This window comes from Paenibacillus sp. BGI2013 (assembly GCF_002843485.1).
GTDB lineage: Bacteria > Bacillota > Bacilli > Paenibacillales > Paenibacillaceae > Paenibacillus > Paenibacillus amylolyticus.
The window spans coordinates 384,910-402,579 of sequence record NZ_PJFA01000005.1 but is presented as its reverse complement, the minus strand read 5'-3'; the positions used below and the strand labels follow the sequence as shown (position 1 = coordinate 402,579).

Below are 17,670 nucleotides of genomic sequence, written 5' to 3'. Positions count from 1 at the left end.
ATCCCTTCTGTTATTGTCTGTAGTTGTATTGTAGTGCTACGGCCGAAAGATAGACATGCAGAACACTAACTTTTAGATGGACAATAATAACCTTGTATGGAGATGAAAAGTATGAATCATCAAACTTTGCTTACGAACTACCTGTCCAATCTCCAAGTCGAATTATTCATGGTCAATTACAATCGGTGCGATACGGATTGGCGGGATCTGGATTACACGCCCGATTACAGCAAGTTTTATTTCATATGCGAAGGTGAAGGTTGGCTCAAAATTGGGGATGAGGAGTATTACCCTGCACCTAATCAGCTTATTTTAATGCCAGAGGGGATCCAACAGTCCTACTCTGCTATTAATGACCGTCCTTTTCTCAAATATTGGTGTCACTTTAGCGCAAAGGTTGGGGGAATCAATTTGTTCCAAATTCTGAAATTCCCACACATCTGTACGATAGATCAACCTGAGTTGATTCAAGCAATCTTCAGCAGTATCCTTACATATGCAAAATCCGATGAAGTCTATGGCCATATGATGGCCAAGAGCAAACTAACCGAGCTACTGTCCCACTATATAATGAATCTGGATCTGGATCAGATCTCTTTTATTAACGTGCCTGTCATGGAGAAACTGTCCACCATTCTGGCTTATATTGATTCCAACATCGAAGAGAATATTTCGGTTCAGGATCTGGCCCAGATCGCCTACATGCATCCGAATTATTTCATTCGATTCTTCAAGCAGCAGATCGGTGTTCCTCCGATCCTCTATATTACTGGCAAAAAAATCGATAAGGCCAAGGAGTTGCTGGCCTGCACCCCGAACACAATAACCACCATCGCCGAGCATCTCGGTTTCAGTGATTTGTATTATTTCTCCAGACAGTTCAAAAAGCATACAGGGTTAACTCCAACGGAATACCGCAAACAACAAACGGTACTTACAACGAAACATGGTCTATAAATAAACTCAAAGCAAAGAGAGAGTTCCCTCATTCGGAACTCCCTCCTATAGACTTGTTTCTGTTCGATTCATGCTGAGTTACTTTCTTGAGTTCTCTCAAATAAGCATAACCATAGTTTTGATCCGGCTCAAGATATGCCCCTTCCGCCCACTCATTCCAGGCATTAACAAAAAGATATTCACTTTTGTACAGCGTCCTCGCTCGTTCCATCTGTCTGGACAGATACAGCCCAAACTTCTCTGGGGTGGCCCCGAGCGTACTCTGTCCGTCAACACCTCTCCGCGGTGTATTATCCCAATTGACAAAAGCACCTGGATAGACAATTTCTCCGTTACGGTGTGGTGTTCGTTCGAGAATGGAGGACCATACCTTGTCGTAATTCACAGCAATATGCTGCTGTCCCTTGATGTTCATTTCGATCCATATTCCATTCATATGTCCATGTGCAAACGTATAATGCGGTTCAAATTCCATACTCGCATCAAAGATCTGACCATTAAATGTAGGGAATCCACCAATGGTCTGAACAAAATGAATCCCATTCAGGCCATGTTTCAAAGCCAATTCACGCCAAAACTGAATCATTTCCTCACATTGCGGAATACTGGCTGGTCGATAGATCAGAAATAATGGCTTACCTTCCACTCGAATATATCGTTTGTCCTTAAATACTTTTACCAGATAATTAAAATGTTCTTCCCAATCCTCTCGATCCCCATAATTCTGGGCCATGAGAATATCGGATTCTTGCCCATCCCATTTTCTTGTCCATGTCTCATTGGCCCAGGACAAGCAAAAAGGAAAATCAGGCTCCCCACTATCCAAAATTTCATTCACTGGTTTTTCCAGCAAACGCTTGCCTTTGAACCAATAATGATAATAACAAAATCCATAAATGCCATGCTGTTTAGCCGTTTCCGCTTGCCATTTTCGTACATCTGGATCGGAAAGATCATAATATTTCCCCTGAAATGGCTGTTTAGGCTGATGATGACCCGAATATAAAGGCGCGGCTTTTTTTACATTCGTCCATTCGGTAAAACCGTCCCCCCACCATCGGTCGTTCTCCTCAATCCGGTGAAATTGGGGCAGATGCAGAGCAATTACCTTCAATCAGAACTCCTCCAATGCAGCAACATGATGCAGCCTACGCTCCTGTGATTTTTGGGATGATTTATATGAAAATGATATCCAGCAGTCGCAATGTTTTTTGTAGATGGGATTGATTATATTTCATGTATGCCAGAGCATGGCTAGCGGCCAGTCTCCTTGCATCAACACTCTGCCAGTAATGTTCAAACTTCTGAGTGAGTTCTTCACAAGAGTTGTATTGTTGAAAGTTACTAAGGTCAATCCCGTTGCTCTGATTCACAGATGGTCCTATGAGCTGAAACGTCCCACATGCGGCAATTTCCATCACGTTTTTGATTGATTCGCCACGATGAATAACCAGTTTACTTCCGTTATATAACATCTGACGAGCTTCATTCGTATGAACAGGCTTGAAATCCCCGATCTGTGCCCAACCCTTTCCATCTACCCGAACCTTTTTGTTATCCAAAAGACCCGATTTGGCAACAGCGGTGACGATGCCATCCGATTCTGCATCCCCGATGATATAAACATCCGATTCGTACTCCGAGGGAACAGCTTGCGGACAGAATATATGTGGATCAGGCGGCATGAACAGTTCATGACTACCAGTGCTTCCCATATGATGCTGATCATCGCTTATTTGGGTTGAATGTTGTGTAAACACGTGATCAAAAATCGGTAGAATAGTTTCGCTTTGATTCACATGTTGATCGGCAGACAACCAGATGGCCTTCTTCACGGTTGATGTCCTTAATGCTGTAATATTCTCATCCGGCAAGTTTTCTTCGCTTCCGATAACCATAATCAGGTCAACATCATTAGAAGACAAGCAGGCTGACACGGATTCGATATATTTAATCTCATTCACATTTCTCACGAGATGTTTCAGACTCTGTTCAATCAGGACACAATGTGATGACATTTCTCGGTCATTACAAGGAGTAATAAGAAGCACATTTAACTCCTTATAGATCACTTTTGGCACTTCTCGGGCAGGTATGCTTCCCACCTTCATCATTTTCAGCCATTGCTGATTCAGTTCCATTTGCTGCACTTCCATATGTTTACGCATGGATTTGAGTTTCCTGTTCAGAACCACATTCATCTGTCTCAGGAATAACCGGTTCGCATCATGAACTGAACGTTTCTTTTTTGTGGACTTAACCTGCATTTTTGACTTCTTTTGGATAGCAAACCCTCCCGTTCCATACGAAAACATTCTCTGCCTACAATATGCACGACATAGTGTTTCGCTAACTCTTTTTTTGCAAAAGGGGCTTTATCCCAAGTATATAATGTGTGGCCACCCGGATCATTCCAGATCTTGTCCTCATAGAATATAAGAATACTATATAGGAGATGATATCTTTGCCAACATTTGATAGCATCCTTGTCACCGGTAATCAGACCATTAACCAAGATCTGCAAGTTAATGGTAATCAAACCGTTGGTGTCGATCTAAACGTCAATGGCAGTCAGACCATAACAGGCAGCCTTCAAATCAACGCCAGCTCCTCGATTGTCAACCATTTGGGTGTAGGCGGAGTGATTGAAGCTGGAGATAGCGTTAAGGCCGCTACACAATTAATGGCACTTAATCAACCTACTCTTCCAGTCTCCCTCCCCGTTTTGCAACAATTCAGATATTACAATCCTGGTGTTGCAGGTCAACCCGGTCTGGTCTTAACAGGGACTGCTGGCAATCAATATATACTGTTCGTTGATGAAAGTAGCGGGACACCCCATCTCGCCATTCAACCCGTATAAGATAACCCTGAATCAGATGAGTTTCACCAAAAGAAGCGATATCCGTGTACACTCCGGATATCGCTTCTTTTGGTTTCTTTTTTGATGAAGCCTGGTTATAACTCCATCCTTTTATAAATCTGTGATCAATACGGACATGACACTCTTGCTTTCCAGCTGGAACTTCATCAATACATCGTCGCGCAGCTTTACCTGTATGTTGCCCGTTTTCTCCTCATCATTGAAGAGGACTAAAGCTACGGAACCATCGGCATTTTTAAAAGCCACAGAACAAATTCCATCACCACAGGATGTTGATTCGATCCGAACAGCCTTCGGGCGGATCACAGCACTGAAATGAGCCAGAGCATAATAATCAAGTGTATACGTAAGTTCCTTTGTTTGCTGATTCACCTGTACGATCCCACGACACGTACTGCGGCCAAATCCCGGAACGGTTGGCCCGTTGTTCTCGTCAAGTGCCATATTCCAAAGTACAAAGGACTTGCTGTAATTGCGAAGAATCTGAATTCCCGTTCGCATCACATTTGAGAAGGCTTGCTCAAATGGCGGAATCCACTCTCCACCCGAACCTTCAGTGAAATGCACTTCTTTCCCTGCAAAAGCTTCATAAACCTTCGTTTGAGCAGAAGCATCGCCCCCGTACCAATGCCAGGCTACACCATCCACTTCCTCTCCCGCTTGTTCAAGTACGGTCAGGGGATAGTCCGGTTGATCCCAGTTGTGATCGTAACAGAGAATCTTGGTTTGGATATCGTTTTGCACAAAGGCTGGTTTGAGATGGTTTTTGATAAAATCTGCTTGGGCCTCGGCTGGCATCAACATTCCGGGATAGTGCCCGGGTTCATAGAGCGCCTCATTCTGTGGTGTGATGGCATGGATCGGTAATCCATGCTTGCCATACGCTTGAATGTATTTCACGAAATATTCAGCATAAACGGGATACCATTCAGCCTTCAGCTGTCCGGTGATCATGGATCCGCTCGTTTTCATCCAGCCGGGTGAACTCCATGGTGAGGCAAATAGCTTCAGCTCAGGATTCAATGCCAACGCCTTTTGCGTTAAAGGAATAACGTCCTCTTCATCATGTGCAATGCTGAATTGGGTTAATTTCGGGTCTACCTTCTGTTCTGGCATATCGTTATAACTGTATATCGTTCTCGCATAGTCCGAAGCGCCCATCGGATTTCGGATGACCGAGAGCCCAATCCCTTTCTCTGGATGGAACAGCCGGGTCATAACCTCTTCCCGCTGCTCCTCACTCAAGATTTGGTTGATCAAATAGGCAGATGAATCGGTAAAAGAAGCACCAAATCCGTCCATCTCCTGATACGTTAACTGATCATCCAGATGGATGGTCGTTGTCTCCTTATCAGCATCTAGTGGTTTCAATTGCTCTTGGGATAGAGATACGAATAAATCTTCTTCACCCGTGGATTTGTACATTTTGAATGTAGTCATAGGATTCTCCTTTAATTCTATTATTGAATGCCTAGTTTCTCTTTGTTCAGTTTCATCTTTTCACTGCGTACCTTCACAATCTCTTCCCAACGGTTCTCACCTAAAAATGACTTGTAAGAAGCCAGTGCATTGTCATACGAGGCATCATCCTTGGACCGTACCATACTGACCAGCGTTGTATTCCACTTCGTATTGATTGCTGACAACGCACGAGCTTCAGGTGTACCTTGATCCGGGCTAATATTCTCCAGAATAAAGTGTGGTTTCAGCTTGCCTTTGCCCCACTCCTGCATCTGTTTAATCGCTTCAGGAAAAGCATCTGCACTGAGGGCTTTGTGGCGGTCATGACCGAAGAACATAAACTCACCCATTCGATAATCCTTTTTGAATTGATCTGCGTTATTCAGTTGCATGTCTTTCACTGCTGGCAGCAGTTCTACACTACCGTCGGCTTTGGTTTGGTAGGTTTTCCCCTCAATCCCGTAATTCATAAGCGTCTGTCCTTCTTCACTCAGCAAGTATGTGAATATCTGAATGGCCTTGGCCGGATCTTTACAGTCCTTGGAAATGAAATTGATCATCCATCCCGTTATCCCGGATTGATTCAATGTTGGTGCATTGCCTTTGGTGCTCTGCGGTCCATCGATAGCAACATATTCTTTGCCTGGATTGGCACTCATGTAGATTTGCAGGTTTCCTCCTTGTTGAGGTGTACCGTCAAGCAGCATGGTCGCATATTTACCGGACTTCACTTTTTCCTCGAAAGCGGTTCCATCATCGGCAAAACTGTCATCACTGATATTGGCGTCTCTATACACGGTGTTCAATGTTTTCAACCACGTGAGGTAATCTTCATCCAGATTGCGATCATAGAATTCTCCTGATTCGGTCTCCAACGGAACACCGATGAAATCTTGTAACGTATCCCCGAGTGAACCTGTTCCTTCACCAATAGAGTTGAATCCAAACGGAATCAGCGCAGGGAACTCTTGCTTAATTCGTTTCATCACACTCTGGAATTCTTCTGGCGTTCCAATGATCGGACTACCCAAAGCTTCGTACACATCTTTACGAATGATAAATGCCGTTTTGGCAGGAATGTTACCGCTATCATAATCCTCTTGTGTATTGGAATAGTTCGGGTAACCATAAGTTTTACCATCCGCCAATTGGAACCAGTTCAACGTATCGGCAGCCGCAACTTTATTGAAGTAGGGATCATATTTTTCCGCCAGATCGTTCAGCGGCATCGCCCAGGTTGCAGCTTTTTGTACCACAGGAGAATTGGAGTCAAACACCGTCAACAAGTCAGGCATATCTCCACCTGCGAAAAAGGTGTTTAACTTGGTATCATCACCCGTGATGAATTTAATATTGATGTTCAACTCCTCTTTGATTTTCTTGGTAACAATGTCCTTGCCAAAATCGGTGTTCCACCAGTCAGCATTGACGTACCATGTCAGGTCGGTAGCCTCTTCCTTTTTATCCAACTGCCAAGCTGGCTTTTCCGGGTCAACCGTATAACGATCTTCAATGGAAACCCAGTTTCCTTCACTTGAGCCCCCAGATCCACCACTGCAACCTGTAATCATAAGTACGGCTGTGAGCAGTGTTGCGAGCAATTTAATCCCTTTTTTGCCTGATGCCTTATTCAACTTCAACATATTTTTGTTCCTCCTCAAAATGGGGTATTGGTTGCTCCTATTCCTTGACTGCTCCGAGCATCATTCCCGAGATAAAGTATCTCTGAACGATGGGATAGATCAGCACGATAGGGAGTGTTGTAATGACAATGGTGGCCAACTGCACGCCTTTGGTCGTTGTTTCAATAACAGCCGAACCCCCGACATTTTGCATGGATTGTGTCTGTGACTGCACGATAATCTCATACAACATCATCTGAAGTGGATACAGTGACTGATCGGTAATGTATAACTTGGTTGTCATAAAGTCGTTCCATTGCCCCACCCCATTAAATAGTGCAATTGTAGCCATGGCAGGCATGGAGAGTGGAATGAAGATTTTCAGGAAAATATGCCAATCCCCTGCACCGTCAATCTTGGCCGATTCTTCCAGCGAATCCGGAACATTCCGGAAGAAATTCATCAGAATTACGACATCATAGAAGCTGAATAACGCCGGGATAATGTACACCCAGAAGCTGTTAAGCAGGCCAAGTGATTTGATTAACAGGTATGTCGGGATCATACCGCCCGAGAAGAACATGGTAATAACACCCATGGCAACGTATAATTTACGGCCTCTTATGTACTTTTTGCTCAGACCGTAACCAACCATGGCACAAAAGAACACATGTGTAACAACGCCGATCGTTGTTTTGGAAACTGATATGAAGAAGGCCTGCCAGATGCCCTGATCATTGAATACCGCTCTGTAATTCTCCAGCGAGAATTCCGGTGACCAGAAGATGAATCCACCTTCCGCCAACGCTTTGCCTGAACTAAAGGAAGAGATGATGACATTCCAGAGCGGAACCAGAATAACGATCGTACAGATGATTAACAAAATCATATTTAAGGTATCAAAGATCCGACTATCGAGATCTTCTTTTGCCACCTTTCCATTCACGCGGGATGCCTCCTTCTACAACACAGATTGATTATCGTTTAATTTGCTTGTGATTTTGTTTGCAGTGACGAGCAGAATGACAGAGATGATGGAGACACCCAAGCCAACGGCCGTTGCATATGAAAAGTCACCCTGAGACATCCCCATACGGTAGACGTACGAATTGATGACTTCCGCTTTATCGCGGTTCTGGGAGTTCATGAGCACCAGCGTCTGATCCAGATTCGACCCTAATAAACCGCTTACAGTTAAAATCAGATTTAAGCTTATGATTGATTTCATATTAGGCAATGTGATATTCCAGATCTGTCTAAGACGGCTTGCACCATCAATTTTGGCCGCTTCATAATACGTAGGATCAATCTTTGCCATGATCGCCAGATACAGAATCGTTCCCCAACCTGCTTCTTTCCAAATATCCGATAACGTAGCAATCCACCAATACTTGCCTGCATCCAGCAAGATGTTCTGCGGTTGCGAGATCACTCCCAGGCTAAGTAACAACTGATTAAATAACCCCGTTGTCGAAAACCAGGTGATCAGCATTCCCCCAAGTACGATCCAGGACAAAAAGTGAGGTAAATATGAAACCGTTTGCACAAACTTCTTGAATCGTCCGCTGTTTAACTCGTAGATCATGATTGCGAGAATGATCGGAATGACAAACCCGATACCTAATTTCAAAAAGCTGATCCCCAACGTATTCACAACTGCATCCCAGAAGTATTTATCTGACAAAATGATTCTAAAATTATCCAACCCTACCCAAGGAGCGGTAGCCAGCGTATCAATGACCGTGTAATTTTTGAAGGCAATTGTCAAACCGTAAATCGGAATATAACAGAAAATAATCATAAAGATAATGCCAGGGATAATCATCGATTGAATCTCCCATTGTCTCCAATAATCGACTATGAATTCTTTAATCCGTTGTCCGATGGGTTTCTTCCCATTGGGATTGATCGCATTTTTACCTGTTGATGTCTCTACGGCTAATTTATCCACGTTTTTTTACTCCCCTCCATCATACATACATTTATATAAAAACGTTTTTATTTTTCGACATAAAAAACCCCTTTGTTTTTATTTATGTAAAAAAAGACCGGAGAAGAAGCTGAGTCAACTTATGTACGGTAGTCTTTCCGGTCGATCTTCACATGGCTTGAACCTCTAACCACCAGCTCACCCGCCAATTTTTGCGCAGCCCCTTGTTCTTTCTCCTTAATCATACCCACCAGTTGATTGATTGCCAGGATACCCTGTCTTGCAATTTGATTTCTTACCGTTGTGAGTGGTGGAGAAAAATACTGTGCGATATCAATATCGTCAAAACCCACGACACTAACATCTTGAGGCACTTCAAAGCCCTCAGACTTCAACGCATGCATACAGCCAATTGCACTCAAGTCATTCCCTGCAAGAAATGCATCAGGTCGCTTGCCGGGGTGCAAATGAAGAAAAGATTTTATCGCACTATACGTGCTCTCCTCCTCAAAATACCCTTGTATAATGTAATCTTCATCGATTGGAAGCTGGTATTCATGCAAGGCAGCCAAATAGCCGTCTCTACGCTGCACACTGTCAAACATCGTATCCACACCCGAAATATAAGCAATTTTCTTGTGCCCCAGCCCAATTAAATACTTGGTAGCTTCATAAGCCGCCACGTACGAGTCAAAAATGACACTTCCCATCGTATCGCTCTGATAGACCCGATCCAGAAAAACCGCCTTGATCTTGTCTTTCTCCATTGCGATAATATCTTGCTCATCAATCCGAAGCTCTTCGTAGATAATGACACCATCCACCCGCCGACCCAGAATATTACTCATAATAACGTGTTTATCCTTGGTCACAAATACATTCAAACCATACCCAAGACGATCACATTCGCGAGACATTGACTCAACCAGCTTATAGAAATACGGACCCGATACACTTGTAGTGAAAAAACCAAGCATTTTGGTTTGACCGGACTTCAACAGCTTGCCATTCAGATTGGGCACATAATTTAAACGCTCTGCCACCTTAAGAACATGTGATTTTGTCTCCGGGTTCAAGACATCCACACCATTTAAGGCGTTGGAGACCGTAGATATGGATACGCCCGCTTCCCTTGCTACATCTTTAATCGTTATCTTTGCCATAAGTTTTGTTCCTTTACTATAAAAACGTTTTTATAATGTTTAAATTATCATAAAACCGTTTTCATGGCAACACTTTAATTTGCGAGTTCAAACATCATGTACTTTATTCATAGCTATATGCCACTGAGGGCGAAAAAAAACGGCTCATGTATGAGCCGCCGTTCATGAAGCTTTAGCTTTCTATTCCTCATCCTGGATATACATGGAGTGAATCTGTTGCAACTGCTCTTCCAGACGTTCCAAGCGAACAAAACGATCCGCTCGAATATATTCCTTCTGCTCCACAAGCATGATCATTGTTGGAACGGTAAAAATAAGAAACTTGGAAGCAACTTCTTCCACGTCGTTAGCATTAATGTGACCGAGGTATATTGATGGATAAGGTTCAAGCAACGCCCTGATCTTGGGGAGTAAAGCGTGACATACACTGCACTCTGGACGAGATACATACAAAAAAACCAATTCATGTTGTTGAATAACTTCTTCAACCATTTCTATGGATGTTAACTCATGAATATCTTTCATAGAAGCTCAACCCTTTCAATCATTCAATAGCTTGCTCATTTAAACTTTTTCTTTTCAAGTATAGCCTATATGCGTTAGAATCAAATGGAATATATCCCCATATGAAAGAGGTTATGGTATGAAAAAATCATTCTTATTTCTGTTCACTGCCCTGGTTGTTGTTACTTCCTTCTCGGCGTATACACCTGTGTCGAATGCCTCAGGCGATATTGGAGTCAGCTTATTGTCCGATCGTCAGCAAGGTACAGTAAAGTAGAACTTGTACAGAAAGTAACAGGCGACAATTCGGATAACATCTGAATTAGTCGCCTGCTTTCATTTATTCTTATTGATTTTTATTTCCAATCTCTCTTTCGAAGATAAGATTCGAATACAAAAGTACCAAACGGCAGTAGACCGGCGAGTCCACCCATCAGCCAACGTGTTATCTTCCACTTTTTGACCAGAGCCAAATGCACTAGTGCAATAAGATACAAAGGAAATAAAATACCATGAATCATGCCCATTACGGCTACAGCGGAAGAGATATCTGCAAAATATTTCAGAGGCATAGCAATAAAAATCAATAAAAGTAAGGATACGCCCTCCCATATGCCCGCAATTCTGAATCGGCCTGTCACTGTTTTCATAAAGTCCATTCTCACCTTTCCTGCTAATCGTTTGTGAAATATGTAACTTGTAACATGATACAAAAATCTCACGCCACATCTCCGTACAGATATGTCGTTCTGAAGCTCATATTCAGTATAACGTATGACTCCGATTTGAAGATGCTTCAAATTTGAATAATTATTGAATCCATAAAATCAGATTCCAACATCAGTCTTATGGATTCAAGTCGTCTCACGCTCAATCAGCTGGTATGTCAGCTGTTCGGTCTGCAACTCCATTTTACCCAATACGGCCCACAATTGATGGAAAGCCTGGGTAGCTTGCTCCGCAATCGGATTGTGTATGGTCGTGATTCCAAGAACACGGGAAAGCTCGATATCATCAAACCCCACAATGGCGAGTTGTTCCGGTACCTGAATTTTCCGTCTGCGTGCTTCACTAAGAATGCCGATGGCTGCATAATCATTGGAACATAATACGGCCTGTGGAAGTTCTGGCCCCTCAGCCATTCTTCGCATCGCTTCTTCGCCATCGGAGGAGCTAAATACGGAATATTGATATGCTTCAGTCCACACATGCAACCCTCTGCTCTTCATGAAAGATTCATAGGCTTCACGGCGGCTCTGGGTATTCAAACTTTCAGCCCTTCCAAATACATTTGCAATTCGGGTGTATCCTCTCGAAACCAGATGCTCCAGAGCTAACTTATACCCCTCTGCCTGATCCATAGCAACAGACGGAATCTCGTCATTCCCCATTCGCTGCCAGGAGACAATGGGCCCATACTCCATATAAGCCTTTAATTTCCGAGGATCATTAACACAAGCAATAATAACTAGCCCATCGACTCGTTTACTGCGCAGATCTTCGAACGCCTGCAATTCAATCTCCGGATCTCCACGGGATGTATAGATAATCGTCTGAAACCCAAAATCCATGGCTGTATCAATAAATTGATTCATGAATGTAAGAATGATCTCACCTGTGGTAGAGGTCACAATTCCAATCTGCTTTGTTTGCCCTGTAGATAAAGATACCGCATTCCGGTTGGGAATATAATTCAACTGTTTCATAATATCCGTTATGATCTGTCTTGCTTCATCACTAACATGCGGAGAATGATTAATCACGCGTGATACTGTCGCTTTTGAGTAACCGGACCGCTTCATAATTTCATCAAACTTGGACATCGGAGACTCCCTTCTTGCTAACGAACTATAGAATAATAGTATGCCTCAGATCTGGGTCAAAAGTAAAACTTGACGTGTAACCCGTTACAACGTTTAAGCTTTTTTTATGTCATATATGAATCATCTTAAAATCAATTTGATGAATGGAGCGATACACATGAGTAATCAAACCTATCAATTCCCGGAAAATTTCCTGTGGGGTGGCGCAATTGCAGCCAACCAGGCTGAAGGTGCATACAATCAAGGCGGCAAAGGATTATCTACTCAGGATGTAGCTCCCAAAGGCATCATGGGTCCAATCACGGAAGAACCCACTGAAGATAACATGAAACTGATCGGTATCGATCTGTATCATCGCTACAAGGAAGATGTGAAACTGTTTGCAGAGATGGGCTTCAAGGTATTCCGTACTTCCATCGCCTGGTCCCGGATTTTCCCAAAAGGGGACGAGCTGGAACCAAATGAAGAAGGTCTTCAATTCTACGATGATCTGTTTGACGAGTGTCACAAATACGGGATCGAACCACTCGTTACGCTATCCCACTATGAGACACCTCTTCACTTGTCCAAAGAATACGACGGCTGGGTTAACCGAAAAATGGTTGGATTCTATGAGCGTTATGTAACTGCCGTATTTAAACGTTATAAAAACAAAGTGAAATACTGGCTTACCTTTAACGAAATCAATTCGATTCTTGAAGCACCCTTCATGAGTGGAGGCATCTACACGCCTAAGGAGAAGCTTAGCAAGCAAGATCTGTATCAAGCGATCCATCATGAGTTTGTAGCCAGTGCTTCCGCTGTGAAGCTCTGTCATGAGATTATTCCTACGGCACAGATTGGGTGTATGATGCTCAGTATGCCTACCTACCCGCTGACACCGAATCCAGACGATATGATCAAAGTCATGGAATTCGAACACAGCAACTATTTCTTCGGTGATGTACACGTAAGAGGTCGCTACCCTGGTTATATGAAACGTTACTTCCGTGAAAATGGAATCGAGATTCAGATGGAAGCTGGCGACGAGGAAATGTTGCTGAATACGGTAGACTTTATCTCTTTCAGTTATTACATGAGTATCTGTCAGACAGCAGACCCGGAGAAACAAATCGCAGGTGAAGGTAACCTTCTTGGGGGTGTACCTAACCCTTATCTGCCAGCAAGTGAATGGGGATGGCAGATTGACCCGCAAGGATTGCGTTATGTGCTTAACATGTTCTATGACCGCTATCAAAAACCACTGTTTATTGTAGAAAATGGTCTTGGTGCTGTTGATGAGTTGATCACGGGTGCTGACGGCGAGAAAACAGTTGAAGATGACTACCGAATCCAGTATCTGAATGATCATCTGGTTCAAGTTGGTGAAGCTATTGAAGATGGCGTTGAAGTTATGGGTTATACATCATGGGGTTGCATTGATGTTGTCAGTGCGTCTTCTGCCCAGTTGAAAAAACGTTATGGCTATATCTATGTGGATCGTCATGACGATGGATCAGGAACACTCGAACGTTATCGCAAGAAATCCTTCCATTGGTACAAAGAAGTGATCAGCAGTAACGGGAAAAGTTTGCAGCGTTAAGGATCTTTAAGCAAATGTAACAGATACATTCTTCTATCCCTCAGACATATCACATGAAAAAGTGTCGGTTATACGATACCTTGGCATGTTTTCTGTCTGGGGATTTTATTTTTATTTTCAAAAAGAAACACCCGATGATACACATCGGGCACTCTCATTAGCGACTATCACGTTGTTCACTATTTATTCTTCACTAGATGTTCTTCACTACATCCCTGCTGTACTTGGTTTTGTCTTCTTCCGTTATCTTGCGAATGACCCTGCAAGGACTACCCGCAGCAATCACACCAGATGGTATACTCTTGGTCACTACGCTCCCTGCTCCGATGATCGTATTGTCTCCAATCGTCACACCGGCAAGAACTGTCACACCGCCACCGATCCACACATTATTGCCCACCGTGATGGGTCCAACGATCTCCAGACCTTCATTGCGCTGCTCAACATCATAAGGGTGGCCTGCTGTATAAAATCCGCAATTGGGAGCAACAAAAACGTTATCTCCAAAACTAATTTTGCCTCCATCCAGCATGACGATATTATGATTGCTATAGAAGTTCTCACCAATTTCAATATTATAGCCGTAATCACATACAAATGGCTGTTCAATCAGGAAACGATCGGTCGTTCTCCCGAGCAATTTCTTAATTAACGCTTCTCTTTCATTGATCTTGCCTGGATGGAGCTGGTTATAATCGTAACAAAGCCCTTTGGCATGTAAACGCTCTTCAATTAACTCTTGATCATAATTGGCGTTATACAAGAGCCCTAATTGAGATTTTTCTTTTTCAGTCATCATTTTGTAAGCACTTCCCATCTTCTATCTAAAATAAGTTAAAGCTCAATCTCTCTAATAATTCTGGCAGGATTACCGCCCACAATCATATTATCCGGAACATCCTTTGTAACCACAGACCCGGAAGCAATGACCACGTTGTCTCCAATGGTAACCCCCGGGTTAATAACGGCTCTGCCACCAATCCATACATTATTGCCAATCGTGACTGGCTTGCCGTATTCTGCACCCGTACTGCGTTCATGCGGATGGAGTGGATGAGTAGCCGTATAGATATGCACATCTGGCCCCATTAAGCAATGGTCTCCAATACGAACTTCACACACATCTAATATCGTACAGTTAAAATTGCTATAAAAATGATTGCCTACATGAATGTTATATCCATAATCCACATGAATATTAGGTTCCATGCCCAGATGTTCACCTGTAGATCCCAACAGTTCCTTCAATAACTTGGTGCGAAGCTCACCGTCCGTTTCCGTCGTTTGATTGAACGTCCGCGTCATTTTCCTTGCATACTCTCTGTCCTCAGACAATTGAAGATCCGAAGCCATGTACAGCTCGCCATCCAGCATTTTTTGTTTTTCCGTCTTCGTAGTCATGATCACCGCTCCCTCATTACACATCATGTAATTCAACATTAAATAATACTTTTAAAAACTCTTTTAATTATATAGATTAGTATGAATAAAGCAAGTTTTGCTCGATATGAAAATGGTTTATTCTACTGACGCGTACTCTAGCGAAACAGCAAAAAAACCTCTACACCCATTAGACTATGGGAATGCAGAGGTTCAAGCTTTTTGTCTAATTTCTTTATTCTAAGCAACCGCCTGAACGGTTTTTTCCTTAACGCTAATGGCATAGATGGCAGTCACCAAACCAAGCAGAATCAGAACAGAACCAACCCATCCGGTGTTCAGAATCGATGAATGATCGATCACTATGCCGCCGATATAGGTACCCAGTGCAATACCTGCATGGGCAATACCTGAGTTAGTGCTGATTAGCGTTTCGGCTGTTTCCGGCGACGTTTTGATAATGAGACTATTCTGTACAGGCGTAACGGTCCAGCTCAGTGCACTCCAGATGCTTAACAACAACAAGAAGGCGATCAAAGGCAATCCCACACTGAACGGAATGACAGCCATACTTACGATAAAGGGAATCAGCACAATGATAATGGCTTTAGCAGGATGCAGACGATCGGACAACATGCCTCCAATGCCTCCACCTGCAACAGCGGCGATCCCAAACATCATATAGATAAAGGTGACCATCGTCGCACTGGCACCCAGCGTTTCTTGCAAGAATGGCGTGAAATACGCATATAAAGTCAAATGACCCGCAAGCACAAGCAAAGTTGTAGCATGGATTGCCAACATTTTTGGATTCCACAGTGCCGTAAGCTGTTTCTTCAGGGATACAGCAGGAATAGGCTGTACACGATCCATCGCAATCCAGATGGCCACCATAACCACTGCTGTGAGAATAGCGATCAACATAAACACCTCACGCCAGCCTGCCAAGTTACCTACAAAGATTCCAAGAGGTACACCTAGGATAAGTGATGCACTGCCTCCCATGGTAATAATCCCCACGGCGCGTCCTTTATATTGTGGTTCCACAATACGTGCTGCAAGGGTCAGGGAGAGCACAAAAATAAGTGAACCCGTTGCGGCTCCGAGTGCTCTGCCCGCCATCAGCATATAAAAGCTGGAACTAAATGCAGAGATCAGATTACTGATCAGAAATACAAACAGCGTACACATATATACTTTTTTACGCTCGAATCTGGCCGTCATATTTAATAAAATCGGTGCAGACAACGCATAGACAAGAGAGAAAATAGAGATTAAATACCCGGCTTTCGCCAAGGAAAGATGAAGATCCGTAGCAATCAGGTCCAGAATTCCGCCCAAGATCAGTTCAACCGTTCCGACCACAAATGCTGCGATAGCAAGCACATATACTTTCTTATTCATTTTTTGAATCCTCCTCTAAAAGTTACAACTACGATAGTAACCCATAAGAATGAAAGTTTCAATAGCTATTTTCATGATTGTTTTCAAACAAAGATATAACAAAAAAACTATCCTCCAAGAGAATAGTTTTAATAGATTAATCTGGTGAGCAGTTTCTCGATTTCAGCATCCTGTAACAGTTGGTCACCGTATTTTTTAGTAATTTGAGTAAGCGCAACATCATGGTAGAAATAATCAGTCATCGCTTTAACAATCGGTTTGGACATCGTCTTGATCGCTCGCCATGAATCGTGCTCTACACCGGCAAACAGCAGATATTCATGATCCACAATAAGCAGCTGTGATGGTTCCGGCGCATCAAGCAATGGAATCAACGAGTATATCCGGTTTAAGGATGTCTCCATTCCCCCAACGGCAAGCACTTCAACGTACACGCCCTGCTTTTCCTTCTGCTCCAGCAGTTCACGATATTTCTCCATTCGCTCATTCCAGGCCAGAAAAAGAACCGATGAATCTGCTTCCTCGATAAGCTGTTCGATATTCGACGCGATGGATGACTCATCTTTTAACGTCCAGATATGTTCATCGGTGAATGTACGTTTGATTTTGTAACTCTTCAATTCCTCAATATCTTTCTCAAAATCAGCCTTGATCTTATGAATAATAGACTGAAGATCCACAGCCATATATAGTTTCTTCTTCCCATCCATCGTTGTCAGCACCGTTCCCTTGTCGATCAGACGGTTGAGCACTTCATAGATTTTGGCTTTGGGAACGTTGGAGTAATTAACAATCGATGTGGCATCAAGCGGTTCATCCTGGGCAAATATAGCCTCGTATACCTGACTTTCATATTGTGTAAACCCGAATTTCTGCAACATGGTTTGGATCGGCGCATCCCTTCTTAGTGTGTCTGGTCTATCTAGTTTAGACGCATGAACTTCCCATGTCCAGTTTATC

18 protein-coding genes are annotated in these 17,670 nt (G+C 43.1%); 4 read left to right on the top strand and 14 right to left on the bottom strand.

The genetic code is table 11. The annotated features are described in order from the left end of the window. The first annotated feature begins 111 nt into the window (after nt 1-111). Nucleotides 112-957: an AraC family transcriptional regulator gene (locus CXK86_RS15545; RefSeq protein WP_101314022.1), complete on the top strand. Its 846-nt coding sequence runs from the start codon at nt 112-114 to the stop codon at nt 955-957. Nucleotides 958-985: 28 nt separating this feature from the next. Here the strand turns inward: CXK86_RS15545 and CXK86_RS15540 are convergent, their stop codons facing one another. Further along, the gene (locus CXK86_RS15540) at nt 986-2,071 is read right to left on the bottom strand and encodes a glycosyltransferase WbsX family protein (RefSeq protein ID WP_101314021.1); all 1,086 of its coding nucleotides are present in this window, start codon (nt 2,069-2,071) and stop codon (nt 986-988) included. A gap of 61 nt (nt 2,072-2,132) precedes the next feature. Then, on the bottom strand, nt 2,133-3,224 hold the full coding sequence (locus tag CXK86_RS15535) for a CgeB family protein (protein ID WP_101314020.1): 1,092 nt from the start codon (nt 3,222-3,224) through the stop codon (nt 2,133-2,135). A 188-nt stretch (nt 3,225-3,412) separates the two neighbouring features. On the opposite strand from CXK86_RS15535, the gene CXK86_RS15530 reads away from it, so the two are divergent. Continuing rightward, the gene (locus CXK86_RS15530) at nt 3,413-3,820 is read left to right on the top strand and encodes a hypothetical protein (protein WP_235193806.1); all 408 of its coding nucleotides are present in this window, start codon (nt 3,413-3,415) and stop codon (nt 3,818-3,820) included. 111 nt (nt 3,821-3,931) lie between these two features. Here CXK86_RS15530 and CXK86_RS15525 read toward each other — a convergent pair whose 3' ends face one another. The 6 genes from CXK86_RS15525 to CXK86_RS15500 all read right to left on the bottom strand — a co-directional run bounded on the left by CXK86_RS15525 (nt 3,932) and on the right by CXK86_RS15500 (nt 10,542). Continuing rightward, nucleotides 3,932-5,281, bottom strand: coding sequence for a glycoside hydrolase family 30 protein (locus CXK86_RS15525; RefSeq protein WP_101314019.1), 1,350 nt, complete (start codon nt 5,279-5,281; stop codon nt 3,932-3,934). A 20-nt stretch (nt 5,282-5,301) separates the two neighbouring features. Further along, nucleotides 5,302-6,945, bottom strand: coding sequence for a type 2 periplasmic-binding domain-containing protein (locus CXK86_RS15520; RefSeq protein WP_180361775.1), 1,644 nt, complete (start codon nt 6,943-6,945; stop codon nt 5,302-5,304). A gap of 37 nt (nt 6,946-6,982) precedes the next feature. Next, on the bottom strand, nt 6,983-7,870 hold the full coding sequence (locus CXK86_RS15515; protein WP_017688674.1) for a carbohydrate ABC transporter permease: 888 nt from the start codon (nt 7,868-7,870) through the stop codon (nt 6,983-6,985). Between the two features lie 15 nt (nt 7,871-7,885). Further along, on the bottom strand, nt 7,886-8,875 hold the full coding sequence (locus CXK86_RS15510) for an ABC transporter permease (RefSeq protein WP_218640789.1): 990 nt from the start codon (nt 8,873-8,875) through the stop codon (nt 7,886-7,888). A gap of 119 nt (nt 8,876-8,994) precedes the next feature. Next, the gene (locus CXK86_RS15505) at nt 8,995-10,017 is read right to left on the bottom strand and encodes a LacI family DNA-binding transcriptional regulator (protein WP_017688676.1); all 1,023 of its coding nucleotides are present in this window, start codon (nt 10,015-10,017) and stop codon (nt 8,995-8,997) included. Between the two features lie 180 nt (nt 10,018-10,197). Next, nucleotides 10,198-10,542, bottom strand: coding sequence for a thioredoxin family protein (locus tag CXK86_RS15500; protein WP_036670761.1), 345 nt, complete (start codon nt 10,540-10,542; stop codon nt 10,198-10,200). 118 nt (nt 10,543-10,660) lie between these two features. Here CXK86_RS15500 and CXK86_RS32085 point away from each other — a divergent pair, with 118 nt between their 5' ends. Continuing rightward, nucleotides 10,661-10,798, top strand: a complete 138-nt coding sequence (locus tag CXK86_RS32085) for a hypothetical protein (protein ID WP_017688678.1) — start codon at nt 10,661-10,663, stop codon at nt 10,796-10,798. Nucleotides 10,799-10,877: 79 nt separating this feature from the next. On the opposite strand, the gene CXK86_RS15495 is transcribed toward CXK86_RS32085, so the two are convergent. Together CXK86_RS15495 and CXK86_RS15490 are read right to left on the bottom strand one after the other, a co-directional pair. Continuing rightward, entirely contained in the window at nt 10,878-11,180 is a 303-nt protein-coding gene (locus CXK86_RS15495; protein WP_306068467.1) for a DUF3817 domain-containing protein, read from the bottom strand. A 195-nt stretch (nt 11,181-11,375) separates the two neighbouring features. Further along, the gene (locus CXK86_RS15490) at nt 11,376-12,344 is read right to left on the bottom strand and encodes a LacI family DNA-binding transcriptional regulator (protein ID WP_036670760.1); all 969 of its coding nucleotides are present in this window, start codon (nt 12,342-12,344) and stop codon (nt 11,376-11,378) included. A gap of 157 nt (nt 12,345-12,501) precedes the next feature. On the opposite strand from CXK86_RS15490, the gene CXK86_RS15485 reads away from it, so the two are divergent. Continuing rightward, entirely contained in the window at nt 12,502-13,926 is a 1,425-nt protein-coding gene (locus tag CXK86_RS15485) for a glycoside hydrolase family 1 protein (protein ID WP_076249446.1), read from the top strand. A 193-nt stretch (nt 13,927-14,119) separates the two neighbouring features. Here CXK86_RS15485 and CXK86_RS15480 read toward each other — a convergent pair whose 3' ends face one another. The 4 genes from CXK86_RS15480 to CXK86_RS15465 form a co-directional block, all read right to left on the bottom strand. After that, nucleotides 14,120-14,722, bottom strand: a complete 603-nt coding sequence (locus tag CXK86_RS15480; RefSeq protein ID WP_101314076.1) for a sugar O-acetyltransferase — start codon at nt 14,720-14,722, stop codon at nt 14,120-14,122. Nucleotides 14,723-14,760: 38 nt separating this feature from the next. Continuing rightward, the gene (locus CXK86_RS15475) at nt 14,761-15,327 is read right to left on the bottom strand and encodes a sugar O-acetyltransferase (RefSeq protein WP_076249448.1); all 567 of its coding nucleotides are present in this window, start codon (nt 15,325-15,327) and stop codon (nt 14,761-14,763) included. A gap of 219 nt (nt 15,328-15,546) precedes the next feature. Further along, nucleotides 15,547-16,710, bottom strand: coding sequence for an MFS transporter (locus CXK86_RS15470; RefSeq protein WP_076249449.1), 1,164 nt, complete (start codon nt 16,708-16,710; stop codon nt 15,547-15,549). A 128-nt stretch (nt 16,711-16,838) separates the two neighbouring features. Next, complete coding sequence (locus tag CXK86_RS15465) at nt 16,839-17,591, bottom strand: TrmB family transcriptional regulator (RefSeq protein WP_076249450.1); 753 nt, start codon at nt 17,589-17,591, stop codon at nt 16,839-16,841. Between the last annotated feature and the right edge of the window lie 79 nt (nt 17,592-17,670).

What these genes read in the sequence shown, in the direction of transcription:
- CXK86_RS15545 (WP_101314022.1), top strand. Translation starts at nt 112, where the DNA reads ATGAATCATCAAACTTTGCTTACGAACTACCTGTCCAATCTCCAAGTC.
- CXK86_RS15535 (WP_101314020.1), bottom strand. Translation starts at nt 3,224, where the DNA reads ATGCAGGTTAAGTCCACAAAAAAGAAACGTTCAGTTCATGATGCGAAC.
- CXK86_RS15530 (WP_235193806.1), top strand. Translation starts at nt 3,413, where the DNA reads ATGATATCTTTGCCAACATTTGATAGCATCCTTGTCACCGGTAATCAG.
- CXK86_RS15525 (WP_101314019.1), bottom strand. Translation starts at nt 5,281, where the DNA reads ATGACTACATTCAAAATGTACAAATCCACGGGTGAAGAAGATTTATTC.
- CXK86_RS15520 (WP_180361775.1), bottom strand. Translation starts at nt 6,945, where the DNA reads ATGTTGAAGTTGAATAAGGCATCAGGCAAAAAAGGGATTAAATTGCTC.
- CXK86_RS15505 (WP_017688676.1), bottom strand. Translation starts at nt 10,017, where the DNA reads ATGGCAAAGATAACGATTAAAGATGTAGCAAGGGAAGCGGGCGTATCC.
- CXK86_RS15500 (WP_036670761.1), bottom strand. Translation starts at nt 10,542, where the DNA reads ATGAAAGATATTCATGAGTTAACATCCATAGAAATGGTTGAAGAAGTT.
- CXK86_RS32085 (WP_017688678.1), top strand. Translation starts at nt 10,661, where the DNA reads ATGAAAAAATCATTCTTATTTCTGTTCACTGCCCTGGTTGTTGTTACT.
- CXK86_RS15495 (WP_306068467.1), bottom strand. Translation starts at nt 11,180, where the DNA reads ATGGACTTTATGAAAACAGTGACAGGCCGATTCAGAATTGCGGGCATA.
- CXK86_RS15490 (WP_036670760.1), bottom strand. Translation starts at nt 12,344, where the DNA reads ATGTCCAAGTTTGATGAAATTATGAAGCGGTCCGGTTACTCAAAAGCG.
- CXK86_RS15485 (WP_076249446.1), top strand. Translation starts at nt 12,502, where the DNA reads ATGAGTAATCAAACCTATCAATTCCCGGAAAATTTCCTGTGGGGTGGC.
- CXK86_RS15480 (WP_101314076.1), bottom strand. Translation starts at nt 14,722, where the DNA reads ATGACTGAAAAAGAAAAATCTCAATTAGGGCTCTTGTATAACGCCAAT.
- CXK86_RS15475 (WP_076249448.1), bottom strand. Translation starts at nt 15,327, where the DNA reads ATGACTACGAAGACGGAAAAACAAAAAATGCTGGATGGCGAGCTGTAC.
- CXK86_RS15470 (WP_076249449.1), bottom strand. Translation starts at nt 16,710, where the DNA reads ATGAATAAGAAAGTATATGTGCTTGCTATCGCAGCATTTGTGGTCGGA.
- CXK86_RS15465 (WP_076249450.1), bottom strand. Translation starts at nt 17,591, where the DNA reads ATGTTGCAGAAATTCGGGTTTACACAATATGAAAGTCAGGTATACGAG.